Source organism: Streptomyces sp. NPDC049887 (assembly GCF_040656535.1).
Classification (GTDB): Bacteria; Actinomycetota; Actinomycetes; order Streptomycetales; family Streptomycetaceae; genus Streptomyces.
The window spans coordinates 369,511-390,494 of sequence record NZ_JBFAMM010000001.1 but is presented as its reverse complement, the minus strand read 5'-3'; the positions used below and the strand labels follow the sequence as shown (position 1 = coordinate 390,494).

At 70.7% G+C, this 20,984-nt stretch carries 15 protein-coding genes and 3 pseudogenes; 9 read left to right on the top strand and 9 right to left on the bottom strand.

All coding sequences use genetic code 11. The features are described 5' to 3' along the window. The first annotated feature begins 267 nt into the window (after window positions 1–267). Window positions 268–7,329 carry a polymorphic toxin-type HINT domain-containing protein gene (locus tag AB0J10_RS01645; RefSeq protein WP_363056628.1) on the top strand — a complete coding sequence of 2,354 codons (7,062 nt, stop codon included), beginning with the start codon at window positions 268–270 and terminating at the stop codon, window positions 7,327–7,329. Window positions 7,330–7,345: 16 nt separating this feature from the next. Continuing rightward, window positions 7,346–7,792 (top strand): hypothetical protein, encoded by a 447-nt coding sequence (locus AB0J10_RS01640; protein ID WP_363056626.1) that lies wholly within the window; start codon window positions 7,346–7,348, stop codon window positions 7,790–7,792. Window positions 7,793–7,875: 83 nt separating this feature from the next. On the opposite strand, the gene AB0J10_RS01635 is transcribed toward AB0J10_RS01640, so the two are convergent. Both AB0J10_RS01635 and AB0J10_RS01630 read right to left on the bottom strand, forming a co-directional pair. Next, the gene (locus AB0J10_RS01635) at window positions 7,876–9,171 is read right to left on the bottom strand and encodes a site-specific integrase (protein ID WP_363056624.1); all 1,296 of its coding nucleotides are present in this window, start codon (window positions 9,169–9,171) and stop codon (window positions 7,876–7,878) included. After that, complete coding sequence (locus AB0J10_RS01630; RefSeq protein WP_363056622.1) at window positions 9,168–9,353, bottom strand: helix-turn-helix domain-containing protein; 186 nt, start codon at window positions 9,351–9,353, stop codon at window positions 9,168–9,170. Before AB0J10_RS01630 ends, AB0J10_RS01635 begins: the two co-directional genes overlap by 4 nt. Before the next feature lie 271 nt (window positions 9,354–9,624). Here AB0J10_RS01630 and AB0J10_RS01625 point away from each other — a divergent pair, with 271 nt between their 5' ends. The 3 genes and pseudogenes from AB0J10_RS01625 to AB0J10_RS01615 form a co-directional block, all read left to right on the top strand. Further along, the gene (locus tag AB0J10_RS01625; RefSeq protein WP_363056620.1) at window positions 9,625–10,008 is read left to right on the top strand and encodes a type II toxin-antitoxin system RelE/ParE family toxin; all 384 of its coding nucleotides are present in this window, start codon (window positions 9,625–9,627) and stop codon (window positions 10,006–10,008) included. Then, on the top strand, window positions 10,005–10,343 hold the full coding sequence (locus AB0J10_RS01620) for a helix-turn-helix transcriptional regulator (RefSeq protein WP_232649539.1): 339 nt from the start codon (window positions 10,005–10,007) through the stop codon (window positions 10,341–10,343). The genes AB0J10_RS01625 and AB0J10_RS01620 overlap by 4 nt, the downstream gene beginning before the upstream one ends. A gap of 29 nt (window positions 10,344–10,372) precedes the next feature. Continuing rightward, a pseudogene (locus AB0J10_RS01615) lies at window positions 10,373–10,594 on the top strand (helix-turn-helix transcriptional regulator); the annotation flags it as partial. Between the two features lie 9 nt (window positions 10,595–10,603). On the opposite strand, the pseudogene AB0J10_RS01610 reads toward AB0J10_RS01615, so the two are convergent. Both AB0J10_RS01610 and AB0J10_RS01605 read right to left on the bottom strand, forming a co-directional pair. Next, window positions 10,604–11,128: pseudogene (locus AB0J10_RS01610) on the bottom strand (site-specific integrase); the annotation flags it as partial. Beyond that, window positions 11,125–11,274 carry an excisionase gene (locus tag AB0J10_RS01605; protein WP_363056617.1) on the bottom strand — a complete coding sequence of 50 codons (150 nt, stop codon included), beginning with the start codon at window positions 11,272–11,274 and terminating at the stop codon, window positions 11,125–11,127. The pseudogene AB0J10_RS01610 and the gene AB0J10_RS01605, both read right to left, overlap by 4 nt. 311 nt (window positions 11,275–11,585) lie before the next feature. On the opposite strand from AB0J10_RS01605, the gene AB0J10_RS01600 reads away from it, so the two are divergent. Together AB0J10_RS01600 and AB0J10_RS01595 are read left to right on the top strand one after the other, a co-directional pair. Beyond that, window positions 11,586–12,860, top strand: coding sequence for an acyl-CoA dehydrogenase family protein (locus tag AB0J10_RS01600; protein ID WP_363056615.1), 1,275 nt, complete (start codon window positions 11,586–11,588; stop codon window positions 12,858–12,860). Then, window positions 12,860–13,351: a nitroreductase family deazaflavin-dependent oxidoreductase gene (locus AB0J10_RS01595; RefSeq protein ID WP_363056613.1), complete on the top strand. Its 492-nt coding sequence runs from the start codon at window positions 12,860–12,862 to the stop codon at window positions 13,349–13,351. The genes AB0J10_RS01600 and AB0J10_RS01595 overlap by 1 nt, the downstream gene beginning before the upstream one ends. A 620-nt stretch (window positions 13,352–13,971) precedes the next feature. Here AB0J10_RS01595 and AB0J10_RS01590 read toward each other — a convergent pair. Then, on the bottom strand, window positions 13,972–14,619 hold the full coding sequence (locus AB0J10_RS01590) for a TetR family transcriptional regulator (RefSeq protein WP_363056611.1): 648 nt from the start codon (window positions 14,617–14,619) through the stop codon (window positions 13,972–13,974). Between the two features lie 288 nt (window positions 14,620–14,907). On the opposite strand from AB0J10_RS01590, the pseudogene AB0J10_RS01585 reads away from it, so the two are divergent. Beyond that, window positions 14,908–15,696, top strand: a pseudogene (locus AB0J10_RS01585) (VOC family protein); the annotation flags it as partial. 356 nt (window positions 15,697–16,052) lie between these two features. After that, window positions 16,053–18,443 (top strand): PQQ-binding-like beta-propeller repeat protein, encoded by a 2,391-nt coding sequence (locus tag AB0J10_RS01580; RefSeq protein ID WP_363056609.1) that lies wholly within the window; start codon window positions 16,053–16,055, stop codon window positions 18,441–18,443. A 57-nt stretch (window positions 18,444–18,500) separates the two neighbouring features. Here AB0J10_RS01580 and AB0J10_RS01575 read toward each other — a convergent pair whose 3' ends face one another. From AB0J10_RS01575 to AB0J10_RS01560, 4 genes are all read right to left on the bottom strand, one after another. Further along, window positions 18,501–19,199, bottom strand: a complete 699-nt coding sequence (locus tag AB0J10_RS01575; protein WP_363056607.1) for a hypothetical protein — start codon at window positions 19,197–19,199, stop codon at window positions 18,501–18,503. Window positions 19,200–19,477: 278 nt separating this feature from the next. Beyond that, window positions 19,478–19,747: a putative immunity protein gene (locus AB0J10_RS01570; RefSeq protein ID WP_363056605.1), complete on the bottom strand. Its 270-nt coding sequence runs from the start codon at window positions 19,745–19,747 to the stop codon at window positions 19,478–19,480. A gap of 4 nt (window positions 19,748–19,751) precedes the next feature. Next, entirely contained in the window at window positions 19,752–20,531 is a 780-nt protein-coding gene (locus tag AB0J10_RS01565; protein ID WP_363056603.1) for an enoyl-CoA hydratase/isomerase family protein, read from the bottom strand. Beyond that, entirely contained in the window at window positions 20,531–20,977 is a 447-nt protein-coding gene (locus AB0J10_RS01560; RefSeq protein WP_363056601.1) for an OB-fold domain-containing protein, read from the bottom strand. The genes AB0J10_RS01565 and AB0J10_RS01560 overlap by 1 nt, the downstream gene beginning before the upstream one ends. Window positions 20,978–20,984 lie beyond the last annotated feature (7 nt).

The window sequence follows — 20,984 nt, the reverse complement described above, 5'->3', positions numbered from 1 at the left end:
CGGATGAAGGAGCATCAGTGATCAGAACACGCTGATGTGCCTCGATGAGGCCAGTACGGTGATCTGGTCGAGTTGTTCCGGTGATTGACCTCACACCTGCCGGCGGGTTGTGGATTTCGTGTTCACCTCGGCTGCACAATCTCCGGGCTATTCATTGGTTTTCCCTGCCGTCTCCACTCTTCGCGGACGGCAGCGGAAGTGGGGGGTCACATGTCCTCGTCCGATTCGGGACGTTCATTTCGCCTGCCTGGAATCGGGAACGGCCGGGTGCCGCCGGCCCGGAGGAGGTTCGCGGCGGGTCGCCTCAGCCGCCGCGGCACCGGAGTGGTCCTTTCCGCGCTCCTCCTGTCAACCCTGCTTCCGGCGCAGGCCCGCGCGATCCCGCCGGCCGACCCCCGCAACGGCCCCACCCTGATCGGGCTTCAGCGGGACCCGTCCGCGAGCCCGGACGAAGCGAAGGTCGAAGAACTGGGCAGCTGGTCCGGCGACGCCGTCGAACCTCCCGCCGAGTACAACCCGACCGAGGCCGCACCTCCCGCCGGTGGCTCCGCCGCAGTGGCTCTCGACGGCGCGGGCGGAGAGCTCGTCCAGGCCGGTACGCTGCCCGTCCGCATCGGCCAGGCGTCCCCGACCGAGACCGAGCCCGACCCGCCCGCCCCCAGCGGCACCTGGGACGTCGAGGTCGAACCCCGCACCACCACCGAAGCGGCCGACGTCGACGGCGCGATCATCACCGTCACGTCTCCCGCCTCCGGATCCACGCCTGTCGACGTCGAGCTGGACTACGGCCGGTTCGAGGACCTGTTCGGAACCGAATGGTCCTCCCGGCTCAAGCTCACTCAGCTCCCCGAATGCTTCCTCACCACGCCCGAGCTGGAGGAGTGCGCCACCCCCGTCGACGTCCCGAGCGAGAACGACCCCTCCGCCGGGACCGTCCGCGCCACCGTCGATCCCGCCGCGAGCCAGGCACAGGGGCTGTCCGCCCAGGCCGGCGGCGGTCCCGTCGTCCTCGCGGCCACCGACTCCGCCTCGGGCGCGGGTGGCACGTACAAGGCGACCCCGCTGTCCGCGACCGGCACCTGGACCGCGGGCGGCAGCGGCGGCGGGTTCTCCTGGACGTACCCGTTGAGCGTTCCGGCGCCCCCGGCGGGCCCCACCCCGAAGATCGCGTTCACCTACTCGTCCCAGTCGGTCGACGGCCGGACCTCCGTCGCCAACGGACAGGCCTCCTGGATCGGCGACGGCTGGGACTACCACCCCGGATACGTCGAGCGCCGCTACCGCTCCTGCTCGGACGACCGCAAGAACAGCCCGAACAACGACAACACAGCCGACAAGAAGAAGTCCGACCTGTGCTGGGCGAGCGAGAACCTCGTGATGTCGCTCGGCGGCTCGTCGACCGAGCTGGTCCACGACGATGCCAGTGGCACATGGGTCGCCGCCGACGACGACGGAGCCAAGATCGAGTACCGGGCCAAGGACGGCTCGGTCAAGGCGAAGCAGACCGGCGCCTACGACGGTGAGTACTGGACCGTCACCACACGGGACGGCACCCGCTACTGGTTCGGGCGGCACTCCCTCCCCGGTCGTGCCACCACCACCAACTCCACCTTCACCGCCCCCGTCTTCGGCAACCACAGCGGCGAGCCGTGCCACGCCGCCGGGTACGCCGACTCCTCCTGCACGCAGGCCTGGCGCTGGAACCTCGACTACGTCGAGGACGTCCACGGCAACGCGATGGTCATCGACTGGAAGCAGGAGACCAACCGCTACGCCAGGAACGGGAAGTTCAAGCAGGCGGTCTCCTACGTCCGCGGCGGATACCCGACCCAGATCCTCTACGGCCTGCGCTCCGACGACCTCGACGGCGCCCCGGCCGGCAAGGTCGCCTTCACCGTCGACGAGCGATGCATCAAGGAGGGCACCGCCGACTGCTCGAACACCGAGTTCGAGTCCAAGAACTACGAGGACAAGCAGCCCTGGTGGGACACCCCCTCCACACTGCACTGCAAGGCCGGTTCGGAGAACTGCTACATCTCCGCCCCGACCTTCTGGAGCCGGATGCGGCTGACGGCGGTGACCACCTACGGCCAGCGCACCCCCGGCTCGACGTCGATGTCCCCGGTCGACCGCTGGAACCTGCAGCAGTCGTTCCCGAAGCAGCGCACCGACACCCACCCGCCGCTCTGGCTGGAATCGATCACCCGCACCGGCTTCGGCACCGCGAAGGACGAGGACGGCAACCAGCTGAGCACCTCGCTCCCCCCGGTCTCGTTCCTGGCGAACGTCGTCGACATGCCCAATCGCGTCGCGAAGGGAGCCAGCGACCAGACCCCGGACTTCGACCGGCTGCGGGTGGAGACCATCCGCACGGAGACGGGCGGCGAGATCCACGTCGACTACTCCGACCCGTGCCCCGTCGGCACGACCCGTCCCGCCCCCTCCGACAACACCTCCCGCTGCTTCCCTGTCCACTGGTCGCCCGACCCGGACCTGGAGACACCGCCGCTGGAGTGGTTCAACAAGTACGTCGTCGACAGCGTCACCGAGAAGGACCGGGTCGCGCGGCAGCCCGACCTCGTCACCACCTACACCTACGAGGGCGGCGCCGCCTGGGCGAAGGGCACCGACGAGTTCACCAAGCCGGAACTGCGCACGTACGACCAGTGGCGCGGCTACGCCGCCGTGGTCGTGAAGCAGGGCGTCACCGCCAACGCGGGCAAGTCCGACGCGACCGAGCAGTCCCAGACCCGTACCCGCTACTTCCGCGGCATGTCCGGCGACGCCGGCCGCCCCGCGGTCACCGTGAAGGACTCCACCGGCACCCAGACCCTGGGTGAGGACCTGCCCGCCCATCAGGGCCGGGTCGCCGAAGCCATCACCTACACCAAGGCGGGCGGCAGCGTCGTCGCGCGCGAACTGACCTGGCCGTACAGCAGGAAGACCGCCTCCCGGGCACGGGAGGGCCTCCCGGCGCTGGAGGCGTACCGCACGGGCACGACCCGCACGGACTCGATCCAGACGGTCAGCGGCGGCGCCACGCGGACGGTACGGGCGACGACGACGTACGAGTCCACCCACGACCTCCCGGTCACCACGCACACCCGCAGCCTCACCCCCGACGGATCGGGCGGCTCGACCACGGGCGACCAGACGTGCGCGACGACGTCGTACGTCCACAACACAGGCAAGCACCTGATCGGCCTGCCCGAGCGGGTCCGCACGACGGTGGGCGACTGCGCGGCGGCGGCGTCCGCGACCGGCGAACACGTCGTCTCCGACGTCCGGACCTCGTACGACGCCCTGAACGCCTTCGGCGCCGCCCCCGTCAAGGGCCTGCCGTTCCAGGTCGACACCGTCGACGCCGCCGGAACGGGCTGGATCACCTCCCAGCGGACGACGTACGACGGGCTCGGCCGCGCCACCAAGGCCATCGACGCGGCCGGCAACACCACCACCACCGCCTTCACCCCCGCGACCGGCCCGGCCTTCGAGGTGACGGCGACCAACGCGCTCGGCCATACCTCGAAGTCCGTGACCGACCCCGCCCGTGGCACGGTCCTGTCCGTCACCGACGCCAACGGCCGTAAGGCAACGAGCAGTTACGACGAACTCGGACGGGTCACCGGCGTCTGGTCGCCCTCCCGCACCCAGGGCACGGACAAGGCGTCGGCCCTGTTCGAGTACCAGATCGAGGACAACAGGCCCCCGGCCGTCAGGACGCGCACCCTGCGCGACAACGGCACCTACGAGGACACGGTCGCGATCTACGACGGTCTGCTGCGCCCGCGCCAGACCCAGGCCGAGGCCCTCGGCGGCGGCCGGATCGTCACCGACACGCTGTACAACGCCGGCGGAACCGTCCGCCGGACCGACAACGGATACCTCGCCGAGGAGGAGCCGCAGACAGGGATCTTCGTCCCGGAGACGGTCTTCGAGATCCCGAACTCGACCGAGACGGCGTACGACGGCCTCGGCCGGGCGATCCGTACGACGACGCTCCACGAGGACGTGCCACAGCATTCGACCACGGTCCAGTACGCCGGTGACTGGACGCTGACCCGCACGGGCATGTCGGCCGACGGCACGGCACCGCTGTCGGGCAGCCGCTCGGCGAAGACCTGGACGGACGCGCTGGGCCGGACCTCCCTGATCCAGCACTTCACCGCGACCGACCTCACGACCGAGACCGGAACCTCGTACGTGTACGACCCGCGCGGCCGGCTCGCCCAGGTCACGGACGCCGAGGGCAACGACTGGACGTACACCTACGACGCGCGCGGCCGGCTGACGGCGTCGACGGACCCGGACATGGGATCGGCGACGTTCGGCTACAACGCCCTCGACCAGCGGGTCTGGTCGAAGGACGGCCAGGGCCGCCAGCAGCACACGCTCCACGACGTCCTCGGCCGGCAGACCGAGCTCCGCGACGATTCACCGACCGGGCCCCTCGTGGCCAAGTGGACGTTCGACTCGCTGCCGGGAGCCAAGGGCCACCCGGTCGCCTCCACCCGCTACCACAACGGTGCCGCGTTCACGAGCGAGGTGACCGGCTACGACACCGAGTACCGCCCGACGGGCTCGAAGATCACGATCCCGTCGACGTCGGTGACGACGGGCCTGGCGGGCATCTACGCCTACACCCACTCCTACACCGAGACCGGCAAGCTCCAGTCGGTCCAGCTCCCGGCGACGCCCGGTGGCCTGGCGGCGGAGAAAGTGATCACCCGTTACAACGGTGAGGGTGTACCGGTCACCACGTCGGGGCTCGCCTGGTACACCGCCGACACCCGCTACAGCCCCTACGGAGAAGTGCTGCGCACGGTCTCCGGCGAGGCGCCGCAGCGTGTGTGGACGACCAATCTCTACAACGCCAACACCGGCCGCATCCACCAGTCGGTCACGGACCGCGAGACGCTCGACCCCTCCCGGATCTCGGCACTGACGTACGGCTACGACACCGTCGGCAACATCACCTCGATCACCGACACCCAGTCGCCCTCACGCGTGGACCGCCAGTGCTTCGCCTACGACCCGATGGGCCGCTTGGCCCACGCCTGGACGGGCACCACGGGCTGCCCGGCCGCGTCGGGCGCCCAGGGCTCGGGCCCGGACCGCGCCCAGGTGTCCCCGAGCATCGACGGCGGCGGCTACTGGCAGTCGTACGCGTTCGACGCGATCGGCAACCGCACGCGGATGACCGTCCACGACCTGGCCGACCCGGACCTGGACGACGTCCACACCTACACCCACGGCACCACCATCGGCGGCTCCCAGCCCGCACCCACGGTCCAGCCCCACACTCTCACCAAGGTCGAGTCGACCGTGCGCGAGCCCGGCTCGACGGTGGACTCGCAGCAGACCTACACCTACGACAGCTTCGGCAACACCACCCAGCGCGTGATCGGCGGCGACACCCAGGCCCTGACATGGGACCGCCGCAACAAGCTCACGTCGGTCGACACGGACAACAACGGCACACCCAACGTCACCTACCTGTACGACGCCTCGGGCAACCGCCTGATCGAGGACGACGGCACCACCCGCACCCTCTACCTCGGTGAAGCCGAGATCACCGTCAACACCTCCGGCCAGGCCATGGACGCCCGCCGCTACTACAGCCACCCGGACGCCCCGACCACGGTCCGCGCCACGGGCGGCAAGACCACGGGCCACAAGCTGACCGTCCTGCTCACCGACCACCACAACACGGCCACGAACTCCGTCGAGCAGACCGCCGGCCAGGCGATCCTGCGCCGCAAGTACGACCCGTACGGCAACCCGCGCGGCACCGAGCCCGCCAACTGGCCGGACCGTCACACCTATCTGGGCGTCGGCATCGACGACCCCGCCACGGGCCTGACCCACATCGGCGCGCGCGAGTACGACTCCACCACCGGCCGCTTCATCAGCGCGGACCCGCTCATCGACATCACCGACCCGCTGCAGATGAACGGGTACACCTACGCCAACGGCAGCCCGGTGTCGTACTCCGATCCCACGGGTCTGAAACTCGCCTGCGGAGGACCGTACGAAGGCTGCCCGAACAAGCCGGACGGAACGCCCGGTAACGGCCATCCCAGCAAGATCAACCTAGGCGGCGGCAGTAAGTCGAAGGGTAACGGCAGCCAAAACGCGGCCCCCAAGGGCAACGGCGGCAGCGGTACCCCCACAGTCAAGATCGAGCAGAAGGGTCAAAGGACCTGGATCGAGGGAATTCAGGTTCCCAACGCGGACGAATTGCTGGGAATGTTCCCTCAGTTCGATGCCGAAGACCGCCTCAGCCGGTGGGCCGAGAGGAAGTGCTCACTGGGGGCGAAGGTCAAGTCATTCTGTGATGCGGCTGAGATCTTGGGGCTTGTCTCCTACGAACAGTCCGCCTTTGACAAGGCCGTAACCACCGTCATCATCAGCGTCGTCTCGCCTGACGTGGACGCCTGGAAAGAGTGTCTGGGGAGTGGCAAGCTCTCCAGCTGCGGTTCGGCTGCAATGGACTTGCCGTGGCTCAAGCTGGTCAAGGGAATCAAGGTCATAAGGAAGGTGGCCAAGAGTTGCGACAGCTTTGTCGCCGGAACAGAGGTTCTTCTAGCAGACGGCACCAGTAGACCGATCGAGGAGCTGGAACTCGGGGACCGGGTCATAGCCACAGACCCGGAGACCGGTCAGGCCGAAGTCAAGACGATTACAGCAACCATCTTCACCGAGGACGACAAGGCGTACGTCGACCTGACCATCGCCTCAGAAGACGGCTCCGCAACGATCACCACCACGGACCACCACCCCTTCTGGTCCGAATCGGAACAGGAGTGGCTCGACGCCGGGGACCTTGAGCCGGGCATGACGCTGCGTAGGGACGACGGCTCCACGGTCTCCGTGACGGCGACCCGCACCTACGATGCCCATCAGGACACCTACAACCTCACTGTTGCGGACGTTCACACGTACTATGTGCTGGCGGGCGAGACTCCGGTACTGGTTCACAACAGTGGTGGGTGCATTCCGGCCCTCCGGGATTGGAGCAGCCAACGCTTCCAGTTCGGGAATCAGACCTTCCTTCTGGACAAGAAGGGAATGGAGCACATCCTCACTCGTCATCATCCGAAAATGTGGGATGGCTCGGTAAAGGCTCAGCAGTCCTTCTTCGACCCCAAGATGAGCGTTGCTGATGTTCAGGACGCAATCGGGCAGGTCATGCGCCAGAACAGGGATGCTCTCGTTCAGCGAGGAAGCAGGGGTATGTATCAGGTTCAGGGGAACGTCAACGGAGTAGACTATGTTCTCGGCATGAATAGAGGCCGAGTCGGCCAGTTCTACCCTGTTACTCCCTGACATGAGGAATCACGGCGTGATCGAGATCGAGACGTACCTGAGAGATTCGGGTGGCAAGTTCGTGCAGGTTGATGCTTGCACCGCACGCCCAGCCGATGCCGACTACGTCGAGGGTGCGGTGCGAATCGCCATCCACGGAGTTGAGATCATCGGGATCAGTGAATGGGATTACGTTGACCAGCTGTGGGCATACGTGGCCAGCATGGTCCCGCAACTCTCGGCCGTGGGGTACGCGTCGACCTATTTCCCGGATCAGCCGATTGAGCTCTCTTTTCGACGGCAAGGGTCTCAGGTTCTCGTTTCGGCAAAATCGGGCAACGGCGCGAAGAAGGCGAGCGTTTCAGAGTCTGATTTCGTGGCGGCGCTGAGGGGTGCGGGACTGGCGTTCTTCGGCAAGATGTCGGAGCTTCTCCCGGAGAACGCGGACTCCTATTCGGAGTCTCGTCGCGAATTGTTGTCGTGAATTGACTCGATGCTGAGAGGCCCCGCCAGAGCCGACTCTGGCGGGGCCTCTCGCCGTCTTGACGGCAGTAGTTGACGGCAACGTCAGCGGACGAGCGCGTTGCAGGGTGGCGGTTCATCGCCGTCGGAGCGCGCCGTCTCGGTGGTCTCCGGGCTACCGAGCGCGGTGCCGAGGGTGTCGATGGCGTCGCGCTGGAGGCGGAGCCGGACGTGGGCATAGACGGTGGCTGTGACGCCGATGTGGGCGTGGCCGAGGAGTTCCTTGATCACGACGAGTTCGACGCCCTGCTCCAGGAGCAGAGTGGCGGTCGAATGGCGGAGGTCGTGAAATCGGATGCGGCGGAGGCCGGCCTTGCGGAGGAAGGTGAGGAAAGTGCGGGTGAGGTTGGTCGGGTCGATCGGTCGACCCTGCGCAGTGGTGAACACGTGCCCGCTGTGCTGCCATGCCGTGCCCGCGGCCTCACGTTCGCGCTGCTGCTGTTCGTGCTGGAGCTTCAGCGAGTGGCGGCAGAGGGTGGGGAGGGCGATACGGCGCTCGGAGGCCCGCGTCTTGGTGGGCAGCGTGGTGAGCCCGCCTGCGGCGGTGCGCTGCAAGGTTCGGCGGATCGCGGCGGTGCCCGCATCGAGGTCGAGGTCTTCCCAGCGCAGGCCGAGGAGTTCGCCCTTGCGGAGTCCGGTGTGGAGGGCGAGTTCGAACAGCGCGTGCAGCCGGTGGTCCTGGGCGGCGGCGAGGAACTGCCGGGCTTCGTCGGCTGTGAGGGGTTCGAAGCGTCGGGGGCGTGGGGTGCCGGTGCGGACGTTGCGGGCGACGTTGCGCGGGATCTCTTCCTCTCGGACGGCGTGCTCCAGGGCGGACTTGAGTACGGAGTGGATGTAGGTGAGCGTCAGCGGGGAGAGCAGCTTGTGGCAGCACTGGCCGAGTGCGCAGCAGCGGGGCTGGTCGCGCCGGGCGTCGATGCCGCGTGCGCAGCACTGGCAGGTGGTGCGGAGTTGGTTGAGCCAGGTGCGGACGTCCTTGGTGGTGAGCTTGGTGAGCTTCTTCTTGCCCAGGCCGGGGATCAGGTACCGGTCGACGCGGGCGGTGTATCGCGTGTGGGTGTTCTCGCGTAGCTGGTGGACGGCGACGTTCTCCAGCCAGTACGTCAGGTACGCGGCCACGCTGCCCTGTGCGGAGGGGATGGGGATGCCGCGGTTGCTGGCGGCGATCTTCTCGGTGAGCTTGGCCAGGGCGTCCTTGCGGGTGGTGCCGTAGACGCGGACGCGGCGACGAGTGTTGCCGGGGGCGAGGACGTATCCGGCGGCTTCCCAGCGGCCGTCCTTGCGCTGGTAGAGGGTGCCTTCGCCGTTGGCGCGGGCCTTCTTGCGTTTGGGGGCGGTCATCGGGCGGCCTCTTCCAGGTGGTGCTGGACATAGTCAGCGAGGGCGTGGGTGGGGATGCGGCGGGCGCGGCGGATGGTCAGGGAGGCGAGGCGGCGGGTGCGTAGGAGGTCGTAGAGGGCGGAGCGGCCGATCTTGAGGCGGGCCATGGCCTCGGGGACGGTGAGGAGTTCGTTGTCACGCACCGGTTGTCACCGCCTGTCCGTGTGTCGGGCCGCCGCAGATGAGGGCGGCGAGGCGTTGGAGGTCGGGAGTGAGGCCGGTGCCGTCGTAGGCCCAGTGTGCGAGGACGAGGGTGGTCGGGGAGGCCGGAGGGGCGTGGCGGCGCCGTGGCATCAGGACGAGGAGGGACGTGCGGGGGTGTGCGGCGCTGGAGAGGCTGCGGTCGCGGCGGCGGCACGCGACCTGAGCTCCGAAGTCGAGCTCTCGCGCCCCGCGCCATATATCATCGGCGATATGGACAGTGAGCGGTACTCGATCGAGATCGAGCCGGAGGTGCGGCTGTGGCTGGAGAGCATTCCCGCCCATCACTACACGCAGGCCGAACGCGTCGCCGACCTGCTCGCCGAGCAGCCCACCACCCTCGATGAACCGCACTCCCGCCACCTGGGCGGCAAGCTCCGCGAACTGCGCTTCCGCCTGGGCGATGTCCATCAGCGGATCACCTACTGGCTGGCGCCCGGCCGACGTGTCGTGCTGCTCACCGTGTTCCGCAAGACCACGATGCGCGAGCAGGCCGAAGTGGACCGCGCCCACGCCGCACAGCGATTGTGCGAGGCGGAGCATGAAGCCGCCGCCGAGCACGACCTCTACAGCCGCAACCTCAAGGAGAACCGATGAACCACAGCGAATGGAGGACCCGTCGCCACCGCCGGCTGCTGGGCGAACACCTGGACGCTGATCCCGAGTACGACCGGGTCTACGAAGAGGCCGGCCTCGCCATGACGTTGGGCAAGGCCGTCTACGACCGGCGTAAGCAGCTGGGTCTGAGCGAGGCTGATCTCGCCGAGCGCATGCACGTCGACGTCGATGACATCGAAGGCATCGAGACGGCCACCGAGCTGCCGCCCATCGCGGTCATCATGCGCCTGGCCCGCGCACTGGACCTCACGGTGGACGTGCACCTCGCCGGCGGAGACGAGCCCACCGTCACCATCGTCGCCCCAGCGGCCTGAGGCGGGGAGGAACCATGCAGGACCCGCCTTCCGCGCTCGCCCGTGAGCTCGGGCAACTCGTCCACGACCGGCGCATCGAGCTCGGGCTGTCCCAGGCCGAGCTGGCCGAGCGGTGCGGGATGAAGCAGCCACAGATCTCCCGCTTCGAAGGCGGCGGGACCGTGCCCACGCTTCCCCTCCTGCGCCGCCTGGCTCAGGCTCTCGGCGCCGACCTGACCATCAGCCTCACCCCACACGACAAAGCCGCTTGACACGCATTCGGAATTCCTGGACACCGAGTGCACGTAGGTCACGGTCAAGGCGGATAGCTGCTTCTGGCAGCACTCGCCGATGGCGCAGCACCTCTTCCGTTCGGTGTCCAGGCCCCGGGAGCAGCACTGGCAGGTGGTGCGGAGGCGGTCGACGAAGGTGCGTACGTCCTTGGTGGTGAGGCGGGCGATCTTCTTGGTGCCGAGGCCGGGGATGAGGTGGAGGCGGACGCAGGCGGCGTAGCGGGTGTGGGTGTTCTCCCGGAGCCGGTGGACGGCGACGCCGTTCAGCCAGCAGGTCAGTGAGTCGCCGACGGTGCTGTCGGCGGTGGCGACGGGCAGTCCGCGGTTGCTGTCGGCGATCTTCTCGGCGAGCTTGTCGGCCGCGTTCCTGCGGGTGCTGCCGTAGACGCGGACGCGTTTGCGGGTGCCGTTGGCGGCGAGGACGTATCCGGCGGCTTCCCAGCGGCCGTCCTTGCGCTGGTAGAGGGTGCCTTCGCCGTTGGCGCGGGACTTCTTGCGTTTGGGGGCGGTCATCGGGCGGCCTCTTCCAGGTGGCGCTGGACGTAGTCAGCGAGGGCGTGGGTGGGGATGCGGCGGGCGCGGCGGATGGTCAGCGAGGCGAGGCGGCGGGTGCGCAGGAGGTCGTAGAGGGCGGAGCGGCCGATCTTGAGTCGGGCCACGCTTCGGGGACGGTGAGGGGTTCGTCGTCACGCACGAGTCGCCCCCACCTGTTCGCGGGTCGGGCCGCCGCAGATGGGAGCAGCGAGGCGTTCGAGGTGGGGGTAATGGTCCGCGCCGTCACGGACGCTGGCGGAACCCACAGTCGAGCGGTGCAGCGGTCGTCCTTGCGTTGGTGACGGTGGCCGTCGTCGTTGGCGCGCACGCGGCTGGAGGCGGGGGCGTCGCGGGGCGTGGTCATCAGCTCCTGCTCTGGGCTTCTGCCGTCACCGCCCCTAATATGACGGCCCGTCAGGAAACGAGGGGAGCCTCGATGGACGCCGCGTTCACCCCGGAGCAGTCCGAGATCCGCCGCACCCTGCGTGCCGCCCTCTCCGAAGGCGGGCCACCGGGGCCGCCCGGGCGTGACGGCACCGCTTCCGCCGCCGGGCCCGGATACGACCCCGGTCTGTGGGCACGGCTCGCCGACGGACTCGGCCTGCCAGGACTCGCCCTCGACGAGAAGTACGGCGGCGCCGGCTGCGGCATCACGGAGCTCGCCCTCGCCTCCGAGGAGACCGGCCGGGCACTCGCACCCCTGCCGCTGTTCGCGACCTCCGGACTCGCCGCCCCGCTGATCGCCGCGCTCGGCACCGAACGGCAGCGCGACGCTCTCCTGCCCGGCATCGCCGGCGGCTCGCTCACCGCCGCCCTCTGCGTACCCGGCACCGCCCTCGCCACCGCGCTCGCCCTCACCGGCTGCGACGCGCACGGCACCTGGGCCGGCGGCGGCCGTGCCGGCGGCATCCAGGCCCGGGCCGACGGCCGCGGCGGCTGGCGGCTCTACGGGGAGGCCGAACAGGTCCTCGACGGGCACAGCGCCGGACTCCTCCTCGTCGCCGCGCACACCGGCGGCTTCACCCGAGGCCGCGCCCTCCTCTTCCTCCTCCGCACCCGGGACGCCGACGGCCTGCGCCGCACCCGGTGGACCGCACTCGACGAGACCCGGCCGCAGGCCCGCGTCCAGCTCCGCGACACCCCGGCCGAACTGCTCGGCGACGACCCCGGCGCGGACGTTCCCGCCGCACTCGCCGCCACCGGCCGCACCGCCGCGGCGCTGCTCGCGGCGGAGGCCGTCGGCGTGGCCACGGCCGCGCTGGACCGCACCGTGGAGCACGTGAAGGACCGGCGGCAGTTCGGCCGGGCCGTCGGCTCCTTCCAGGCGGTCAAACACCGCCTCGCCGACCTGTACGTACGCGTCCAGGCGGCCAGGTCCGCCGCGTACTACGCGGCCTGGGACCCCGGCGAGGGCACGCTCGCCCTCGCCCAGTGCCTGGAGGCGCTCCGGAGCGTCACCGGTGAGGCGATCCAGCTGCACGGCGGCATCGGCTTCACCTGGGAGCACATGGCCCACCGCTACTTCAAGCGGGCCGCCTCCGACGAACTGCTCTTCGGGCCCGTCCACCGGCTGCGCGCACGGGCGGCGGAGACGGCGGGCCTGTTCGCCCCGGCCGCCGCTGCCCGGGTTGCCCCGGCGGCGGTGGTCGCCCGCGGGTCCGGGGACGGGTCCGGGGCGGGTCCCGGCGCGCGAGAGGCGGCCGACGTCTGATGCGCACCGGGATCCGCGTGGTCCGGAAGATCTCCTCGACCCGCGCGTTCGCACGGATCGCCCCGCACGTCATCCCCGCCCTGGACCGGGCCGTCCACCGGATGACCCGGGGCAAGGTGCTGCCCAGCGCGCGGATGCTGCCCGGGCTCGTGCTGACCGCGCGCGGCGCGAGGACCGGGCTCCCGCGCCGCACGCCGCTCGCGTGCGTGCCGGAGGAGGCGACCGGCACCTGGCTCCTCGTCGGCTCCAACTTCGGCCGGCCCGGCCACCCGGCGTGGACGGGCAATCTGCTCGCGCACCCCGAGGCGGAGATCAGCTGGCGGGGCGGGGACGTGCCGGTCAGGGCGGAACTGCTGACCGGCGAGGAACGCGGGGCGGCCTGGGGCGCGGCGCTCGCGTTCTGGCCCCCGTACGCGACGTACCAGGCGAGGATCGACAGGGAGATCCGGCTGTTCCGGCTGACGCGACGGAGCACCGCGGTGGACGGCTGACGCCGCGGGCGGTGCGGGCGGCGTGGGCGCGCCCGACCGTGGGGGCGGCCACGACGGACCTGCCGGGACGTACCGGGAGGGTCGTGGGCCCGTGAAGGGGTGCGGGTCGGCGGAGGGCGTGGACCCGTGGAGGGTCGTGCCGGGTCGGTGGGGGCACGGCCCATGGAGGTGGGGGCACGGCCCGTGAAGGGGTGCGGGTCGGCGGAGGGCGTGGACCCGTGGAGGGTCGTGCCGGGTCGGTGGGGGCACGGCCCATGGAGGTGGGGGCACGGCCCATGGAGGGGTGCGGGTCGGCGGAGGGCGTGGACCCGCGACGGCGGAGGGGCGCCCCGGCCGGTGCGGGCCCCGCGGCCCTGCGGGCGGGCCGCTCGGGGCGTACGGGCGAGAGGGCGTACGGGCGTAGGCGGAGGGCGCGACGGCGAAGGGCGGGCCGGTGGAGCGCGGCCGGCGCGGGGCGCGCCGTACCGGTGGAAGGCGTGGCGGCGAAAGGTGCGCCGCGAGGCACGGTCATGTCGGCGACGGACGTGCCGCCGCTGCCGACGGCCGACGTGGCTGGACGGGAACGGGCTTGCCTGTGACAGGACTTGGCGCGAGCGCGCCCGTCGTCGCGGCCTGCCCGGCTACCTCGTCGGCTTCCTGCCCGTGATGCCCAGGTGCACCAACAGCGCCAGGTTCGGCCTCAGTTCGGCCTGCTTGACGCCCCAGGTCTGGAAGCCCTTCTGGTGCGAGGCCACCGAGGCCAGCATCGCGACCAGCGAACCCGACACCGCCATCGGGCTGACGTCCTTGTCGACCTTGCCCTTGGACTGGAGCTCCTTCACGGCGTCCGCAAGGGAGTTGGTGACCGAGTTCAGGATCTTCATGCGGAGCTTGTAGAAGCGCTTGTCGCCCTCGGCCGCGCCGAGGTCCACCACGCGGAGGATCGCGTCGTGCCTGCGCCAGAAGTCGAGGAATCCCTCGACGAGTTGCTCCGCGGTCTGCCAGCCCGCCTTGCCGACCCAGGACCGGCCCGCGACCAGGTCCGTCAACGCGGCGCCCTCCGTGGCCATTTCCTCCGCGAGTTCGAGGACCGCGCCCTCGACGTCGGGGAAGTACTGGTAGAAGGTCGCGGGTGAGGTCCCCGCTTTCCGGGCCACATCGATGACCTTGACGTCCCGGTACGGCGAGGAGCTGAGCATCTCGCTGAGACAGTCGAGCAGCTTCTGCCGCGTCGCCTGTCCGCGACGACCGGCGACCCGGCCGTCGACAGTGCGTACTTGTCCTGTCATGCCGTCAGCTTACCGAGGGGTGATCGGCGCGCGATTCGGCCGACTGCAAATGGGGTGCTCCCGCATCGTCCCCCGGGTGGGCCAACAGTGTTATCAACAGCCTGTGGATAATTTCGGTGGACAACTCAACGACTGGACTGCTCGACGTACGGGCCCCTCTGCGTGCGGCGCACGCCACAGTCCGATTGACTGTGACTGACATCACACTCTGTGTCGAGGGCTCTGCGCCGCGGAATCCGCACCAGGAACCCGCCCCAGCGGAACCCGCACCGAGGAAGGGGCCGGACCATGGCCGCATTCACCGAGGGCACCCCCTGCTGGGTGGACGCCCAGCTGCCCGACCTCGAAGCGGGCAAGCGCTTCTACGGCGAACTGTTCGGCTGGACCTACGGCGGGAGAAGCGCTGATCACGGCCCCTACCCGCACTACACCGACGCCCTCCGCGACGGAAAACCCGTCGCAGCCCTCGCCTCCAAGAGCGACGGCCGCATGCCCACCACCTGGGGCGTCTACTTCGCCACCGGCGACGCCACCGCCACCGCCCGGAGGATCAGGGACGCCGGCGGCCAAGTGATCACCGCTCCCACGCCCGTCGACGGCCTCGGCACCGTCGTGCTCGCCGCCGACCCCGCGGGCGCCGTGTTCGGCCTCTGGCAGAAGGGCGAACGCGACGGCTTCGCCCTCCGGGGCGAGCCCGGCTCGTTCTGCTGGACCGAGGTCTACACTCGCGACAAGGACGCCGTCGACCCCTTCTACCAGGAAGTATTCGGCTTCCAGGCCACCCCGCTGCCCGACGACACCGTCGACTACCTGATGTGGTCGCCCGCCGGGACCGAACCCGGCGAGGACACCGCCGTCGGGGCCCGCAGCGTCATCACCGACGCGTTCCCCGCGGAGATGCCCGGCCACTTCCTCGTCTACTTCGCCGTCGACGACACCGACGCCACCGTCGAACACGCCACCCGGCTCGGCGCCCGCGTCACCGCACCGCCCTTCGACATCCCCTACGGACGTATGGCCGTCCTCACCGACGACCAGGGAGCCGCCTTCGCCGTTCTGGCGGAGCCCGGGCCCGGGGCGCCCCTCGGACCCGCATCCGGGAACGCGCTCGAACAAGAGCCCGACCGGAAGTCCGAACGGCAGCCCGAGCAGCAGGCCCGACCCGACGCGGAACCGCCCGGAAACGACCAGGCCCGCCCTCGAACCGAACGCACGGACGACCCCGCCCCCGAACACCAGTCCGACACGTCCGGCCGGCCCGCCGACTGAAGCCACCGAACCCACCGAACCCGCACACCACCCCCGGCAGCCCGGCAAAATAGCCCGAGACACCCCGATACCGCCCCGGGTTCGCAACCCTGCCCTCCGGCAGGAACAATCAGGTGGCGACGGGGCCGTACCTGCATGGCCCCTACGGGGAGGTGGCAAGCGAAGTGGAGCAGCTGACGCAGCACGACCCGAGGCGGATCGGCCCCTTCGAGGTGCTGGGACGGCTCGGAGCCGGCGGCATGGGGCTGGTCTATCTCGCACGGTCGGCGTCCGGCCGGCGGGTGGCGATCAAAACGGTGCGCACGGAGCTCGCCGAGGACCAGTTGTTCCGCGTCCGCTTCACCCGCGAGGTCGAAGCGGCACGAGCGGTCTCCGGCTTCTACACCGCGGCCGTCGTCGACGCCGACCCGCGCGCCGCCGTGCCCTGGCTCGCCACCGCCTACGTCCCCGCCCCCTCCCTCGAGGAAATAGTGAACGAGTGCGGGCCCCTGCCCGCCCAGGCGGTCCGCTGGCTGGCGGCCGGAATCGCCGAGGCCCTCCAGTCCATCCACGGCGCGGGCCTGGTCCACCGCGACCTCAAACCGTCCAACGTCCTCGTCGTCGAGGACGGCCCCCGCGTGATCGACTTCGGCATCGCGTCGGGCGTCTCCAACACCCGCCTCACCATGACCAACGTCGCCGTCGGCACCCCCGCCTACATGTCGCCCGAACAGGCCCGCGACTCCCGCAGCGTCACCGGCGCCAGCGACGTCTTCTCCCTCGGCTCCACCCTCGTCTTCGCCGCCACCGGACACGCGCCCTTCCACGGCGCCAACCCCGTCGAGACCGTCTTCATGCTCCTGCGCGAAGGCCCCGACCTGGCCGGGCTACCCGACGAACTGCGCCCCCTCATCGAATCCTGCATGCAGACGGACGCAGCCCTCCGGCCCAGCCCCGAGGACCTCCAGGCACAACTCGCACCCCACCTGTTCTCCTCCGGCGGCGACGACAGCGGCACCGCCTCCGCCTGGCTGCCCGGCCGCGCCGTCTCCCTCATCGAGGACCGCCGCGGCGGACGTCTGCCCGGCATCGGCGGCCCCGCAGCCCGGCCCCGACCCCCCACACCCCCCGTACCCCCGAGGCCCGAACACGCCCCCGCCCGACCCACCGGCGGACCCGACCCCCGCAACACCGCACCCGTCCGCCCCCAGCACGCCCCACCCGGCCCCGGCCCCGACCACGGACCCGTCCGACTGCCCGGCGCCAAGATCCCCATCGGCCCCGGCCCCCGAGCCGCGGCCGACGCCCGAGCCGCCGCCGTCGACGCCGGCCCCGCCACCGGCTGGGTCCGCCCGCCCGGCGGAGAGGCCGCCACCAACGCCATGACCCCGGCCCCGCCCGTACCCGCACCCACCACACCCCCGGACAGCGGCCCCGCACGCTGGCGCCCCTGGCGCTTCCGCATGTCCAACGACGTCTGGGGCACCCCCGTCGTCGACGGCGACCTCCTCTACGTCACCTCCTTCGAGGTCCACGCCCTCGACGTCGCCAGCGGCCGCCGCCAGTTCAAGACCCGCGACGTCGCCTGGGCCATGACCGTCCACGGCGGACGCATCCACGCCTCCGACGGACCCACCCTCTACGCCCTCGACGCCAACGACGGCGGCGAACGCTGGCGCACCCACACCGACGCCTGGGTCTACTCCCTCGAAGCCGCCCGCGGCACCGTCGTCACCGCCACCCGCGGCGGCGGCGTCCAGGGCTGGGAAGCCTCCAACGGCGAAAAACTCTGGGAGATCACCGGAGCCCAGAGCGACTTCGAAACCCCCGAAGCCGGACCCGCCCTCTGCGACGACACCGTCTACGTGTGGCGCAACGCCCGCCTCCAGGCCCTCGACGCCCGCACCGGCACCGAACGCTGGTCCTACCCCGTCGGCGACGCCGCCTCCTGCGGCGGCGCACCCGTACGCGTCACCCAGGCCCCCGACGGCTGCACCTACCTCGCCGCCGGCACCCGCGTCCTGTGCGTCGACACCATCACCGGCCACGTGCGCTGGCACTTCGAAGCCCCGGCCGTCTTCCTCTCCCCACCCGTCTTCGCCCCCGGCCCCGCCGTCACCGGCGGTGGCATCTACCTCGCCGACTACCTCGGCACCGTCTACGCCCTCGACGCCACCACCGGAAAGGACCGCTGGCGCATCGCCACCGAGGCCCGCCAGTCCGTCGAACCCGTCCTCGTCACCGACGGCAGCGTCCACGTCGGCAGCGGCAACGCCCTCTACACCCTCGACGCCGTCACCGGCACCCCCAAATGGAGATTCGCCGCCGGCGGCGAGGTCACCGGCAGCCCCGTCGTCGCCGACGGCCGGATCCACTTCGGCTCCGCCGACCACGTGCTCTACACCCTCGACGCGGCCGGCGGACAACTCCGCTGGAAACTCGCCACCGGCGGCGAGATCACCGGCTCACCCGTCGCCCGCAACGGCGTCGTCTACGCCAGCTCCAAGGACCGCTGCGTCTACGCCCTCGACGCCGCCAAGGGAACCGCCACCGGCCGCACCGCCGCACCCCGGTAACCCCCGCCGAAACCCGGCCGGGTGCCCCCGGCACCCCGGCCGGGACGAACGCGGGAACTACGGCCCCCGCCCCTCGTCACGGAACGGATCCTGAGCCGGACCCGCACCGTACGGGTCCCGCCGAGGCTGCCGGGGCCCCGACCCGTACGGCGGAGGAGGCGGAAACGCCGGCAGCCGCTGCGTGTCGTCCGGCCCCGGCGACCACGCGTACGGACCCCCCTCCTGAGGCGGGTACACCCCCGGATCACCCCCCGGCGGATACCCGGCCGCATACCCACCCGGATACGCCCCCGGACCCTCCGGCGGATCGTCGTAGCCCGGCTCCTCGAACGCCACCACCCGCGGCGCACGCCCACGCATCACGACCGCCGCCAGCAACAGCAGAAAACCGCCACCCAGCGCAGCCGCGACACCCTCACCCAACCCCGGGAGCCCACCCCCCACCGACAGATAGCCCGCCGACTGACCCTGGCGCACCATCCACAGGACCGTGAACCCCAGCACCACCAGCCCAGCCAGCCCCACCAGCAACCGCGACCGCAACACCACACCGAGCAACGTCACCAACGCCGCGAACGCATACGGCAGCACAATCGACGACACGACCTCCGTCTGAGCGTCCGTGATACCGCCGAACAGATCCTGGATCCGGTAGTCGATGCCGGGACGGCCGTCGTACCAGGCACGGAAGGGGCTCCATACGGCGGCCGCCGCTCCGGCGAGAGCCAGGACCGACCCTACGACGTTGCGGACCATGGCCGGCCTCCTCTCCGCAGCACGACGCTACGCCCGTGGTACCCCGATCGCGACCCCTGAACCGGCCCCCGCCCCGCCCCCGCCCCACCCGGGACGGACCCGGCCACGGGCAACGCCGGCACACGGTCCTCACCCTCCATACGGCCGACCGGGCACCCCGCACTCACCACCGGCCGCCCCAACCGCCCCACCGCACCCAGCCGCTACATCGGTGACCGCCCCACCGAGGACGCCGGCGGACCAGCCTCCTGTGGACCTTGTCGGCGCCCGACGAGCGCTCAGCAGACGAACACCGAACAGCAGATGTCGTTCCGCGACCGCTGGTCGTCGAGCACGAGTTCGCGAATCGCCTCCGGGAGCCGGTCACCCTGCCACTGGCATTCGAGCCGCCCTGCCGCCTCGCTCTCGCCTTCCGGCGCGGCAGCGCGTACGGCCTTGACCGCATAGGCAGCCGCACCGAGCTCGTGCGCCGCGACATGGGCGACGATCCGGCCTGCCCGGCGGACCAGCGCAGGCGCGAGCCCACCGACCGCGCCTGCGGTCTCCATGGCGTCAGCGCAACCGGAACCCCGGTCGGCGCGCGGTGAACAGCTCCGCCTGCCGCTCCGGCGGCAGGTTCCCCAGCGTCACCAGCTGCGGTGCGTGCGCCAGTGCCTGCGCGCGGACCGCCTCCTTCGCCGACCACACGGCGCGGACCGTCCCCTGCACCGCCTCCGTCGGATACGAGGCGATCACCCCCGCGCAGCGCACCGCCGCCGGTACCTCGTCTCCCGGCGGGGTCAGCTCGCTGACCAGACCGGTCTCGTACGCCCGCCGGGCCGACAGCCGCTCGGCCGTACCCATCAGCGCCGTCCTGGCCACCTCCCCCAACGGCATGCGCATCGCCATGTACACCGACTCGTACGCGCTGACCATGCCGTAGGCGGTGTGCGGGTCGAAGAACACGGCGTCCTCGGCGGCGATCAGGAACTCCGCCTCACCGAGCAGATAGAACGCGCCGCCGCACGCCAGCCCGCGCACGGCCGCGATCACCGGCTTCCACAGGTCGTTCGCCTTCGGCCCGATCCGCACCAGCGGATCGTCGACCGAGTACGGCGACGCCGGCTGGGGCACGACGGCGGAGCGGTCCACCCCGCTGCAGAACGCCTTCCCACCGGCGCCGGTGACCACCACCGCGCGCACCGAGTCGTCGAAGCGGAACCCACGCCAGACACAGGACAGCTCCTCCGCCATGGCCAGGTCCACGGCGTTGTGCCGACCCGGCCGGTCCAGGGTGACGACGGCGACCCCGGACTCCTCGTCCCGCTCCACCCGCACACCGGATCCAGGCATCACCGCTCCAGCAGCCAGCGCGGCACGGCCACCCCGCCACCCGCCACCGTGAACGCCACCCGCACCGGGGCCCCGACGCGCAGCCGCGCCGGGTCGACCGAGTTCAGCGGGGCGTCCGCGGCGGCCACGACGTTCCCGACCAGCCGGATGTGGGGAGCGTCCGCGAGCTCGACGACGACCGCGTTGTACGGGGCCTGCTCGGCGTAGCCGGGGAGCAGCGGAGGGTGCGGCAGGACGTACGACCAGATCCGGCCGCGGCCGCTCATGCGCCGCCAGGTGCTGTCGAAGGACTGGCAGCGGGGGCAGCAGGGGCGGGGAGGGAAGCGCAGCTCGCCGCAGGAGGCGCAGGCCTGGACGCGGAGTTGTCCTCGCGCGGCGTAATCCCAGAAGGGAGCGCCGTCCTCGTCGATGACGGGTGTCAGATACCCGGTATCAGAATCTGTCATCTGTCAG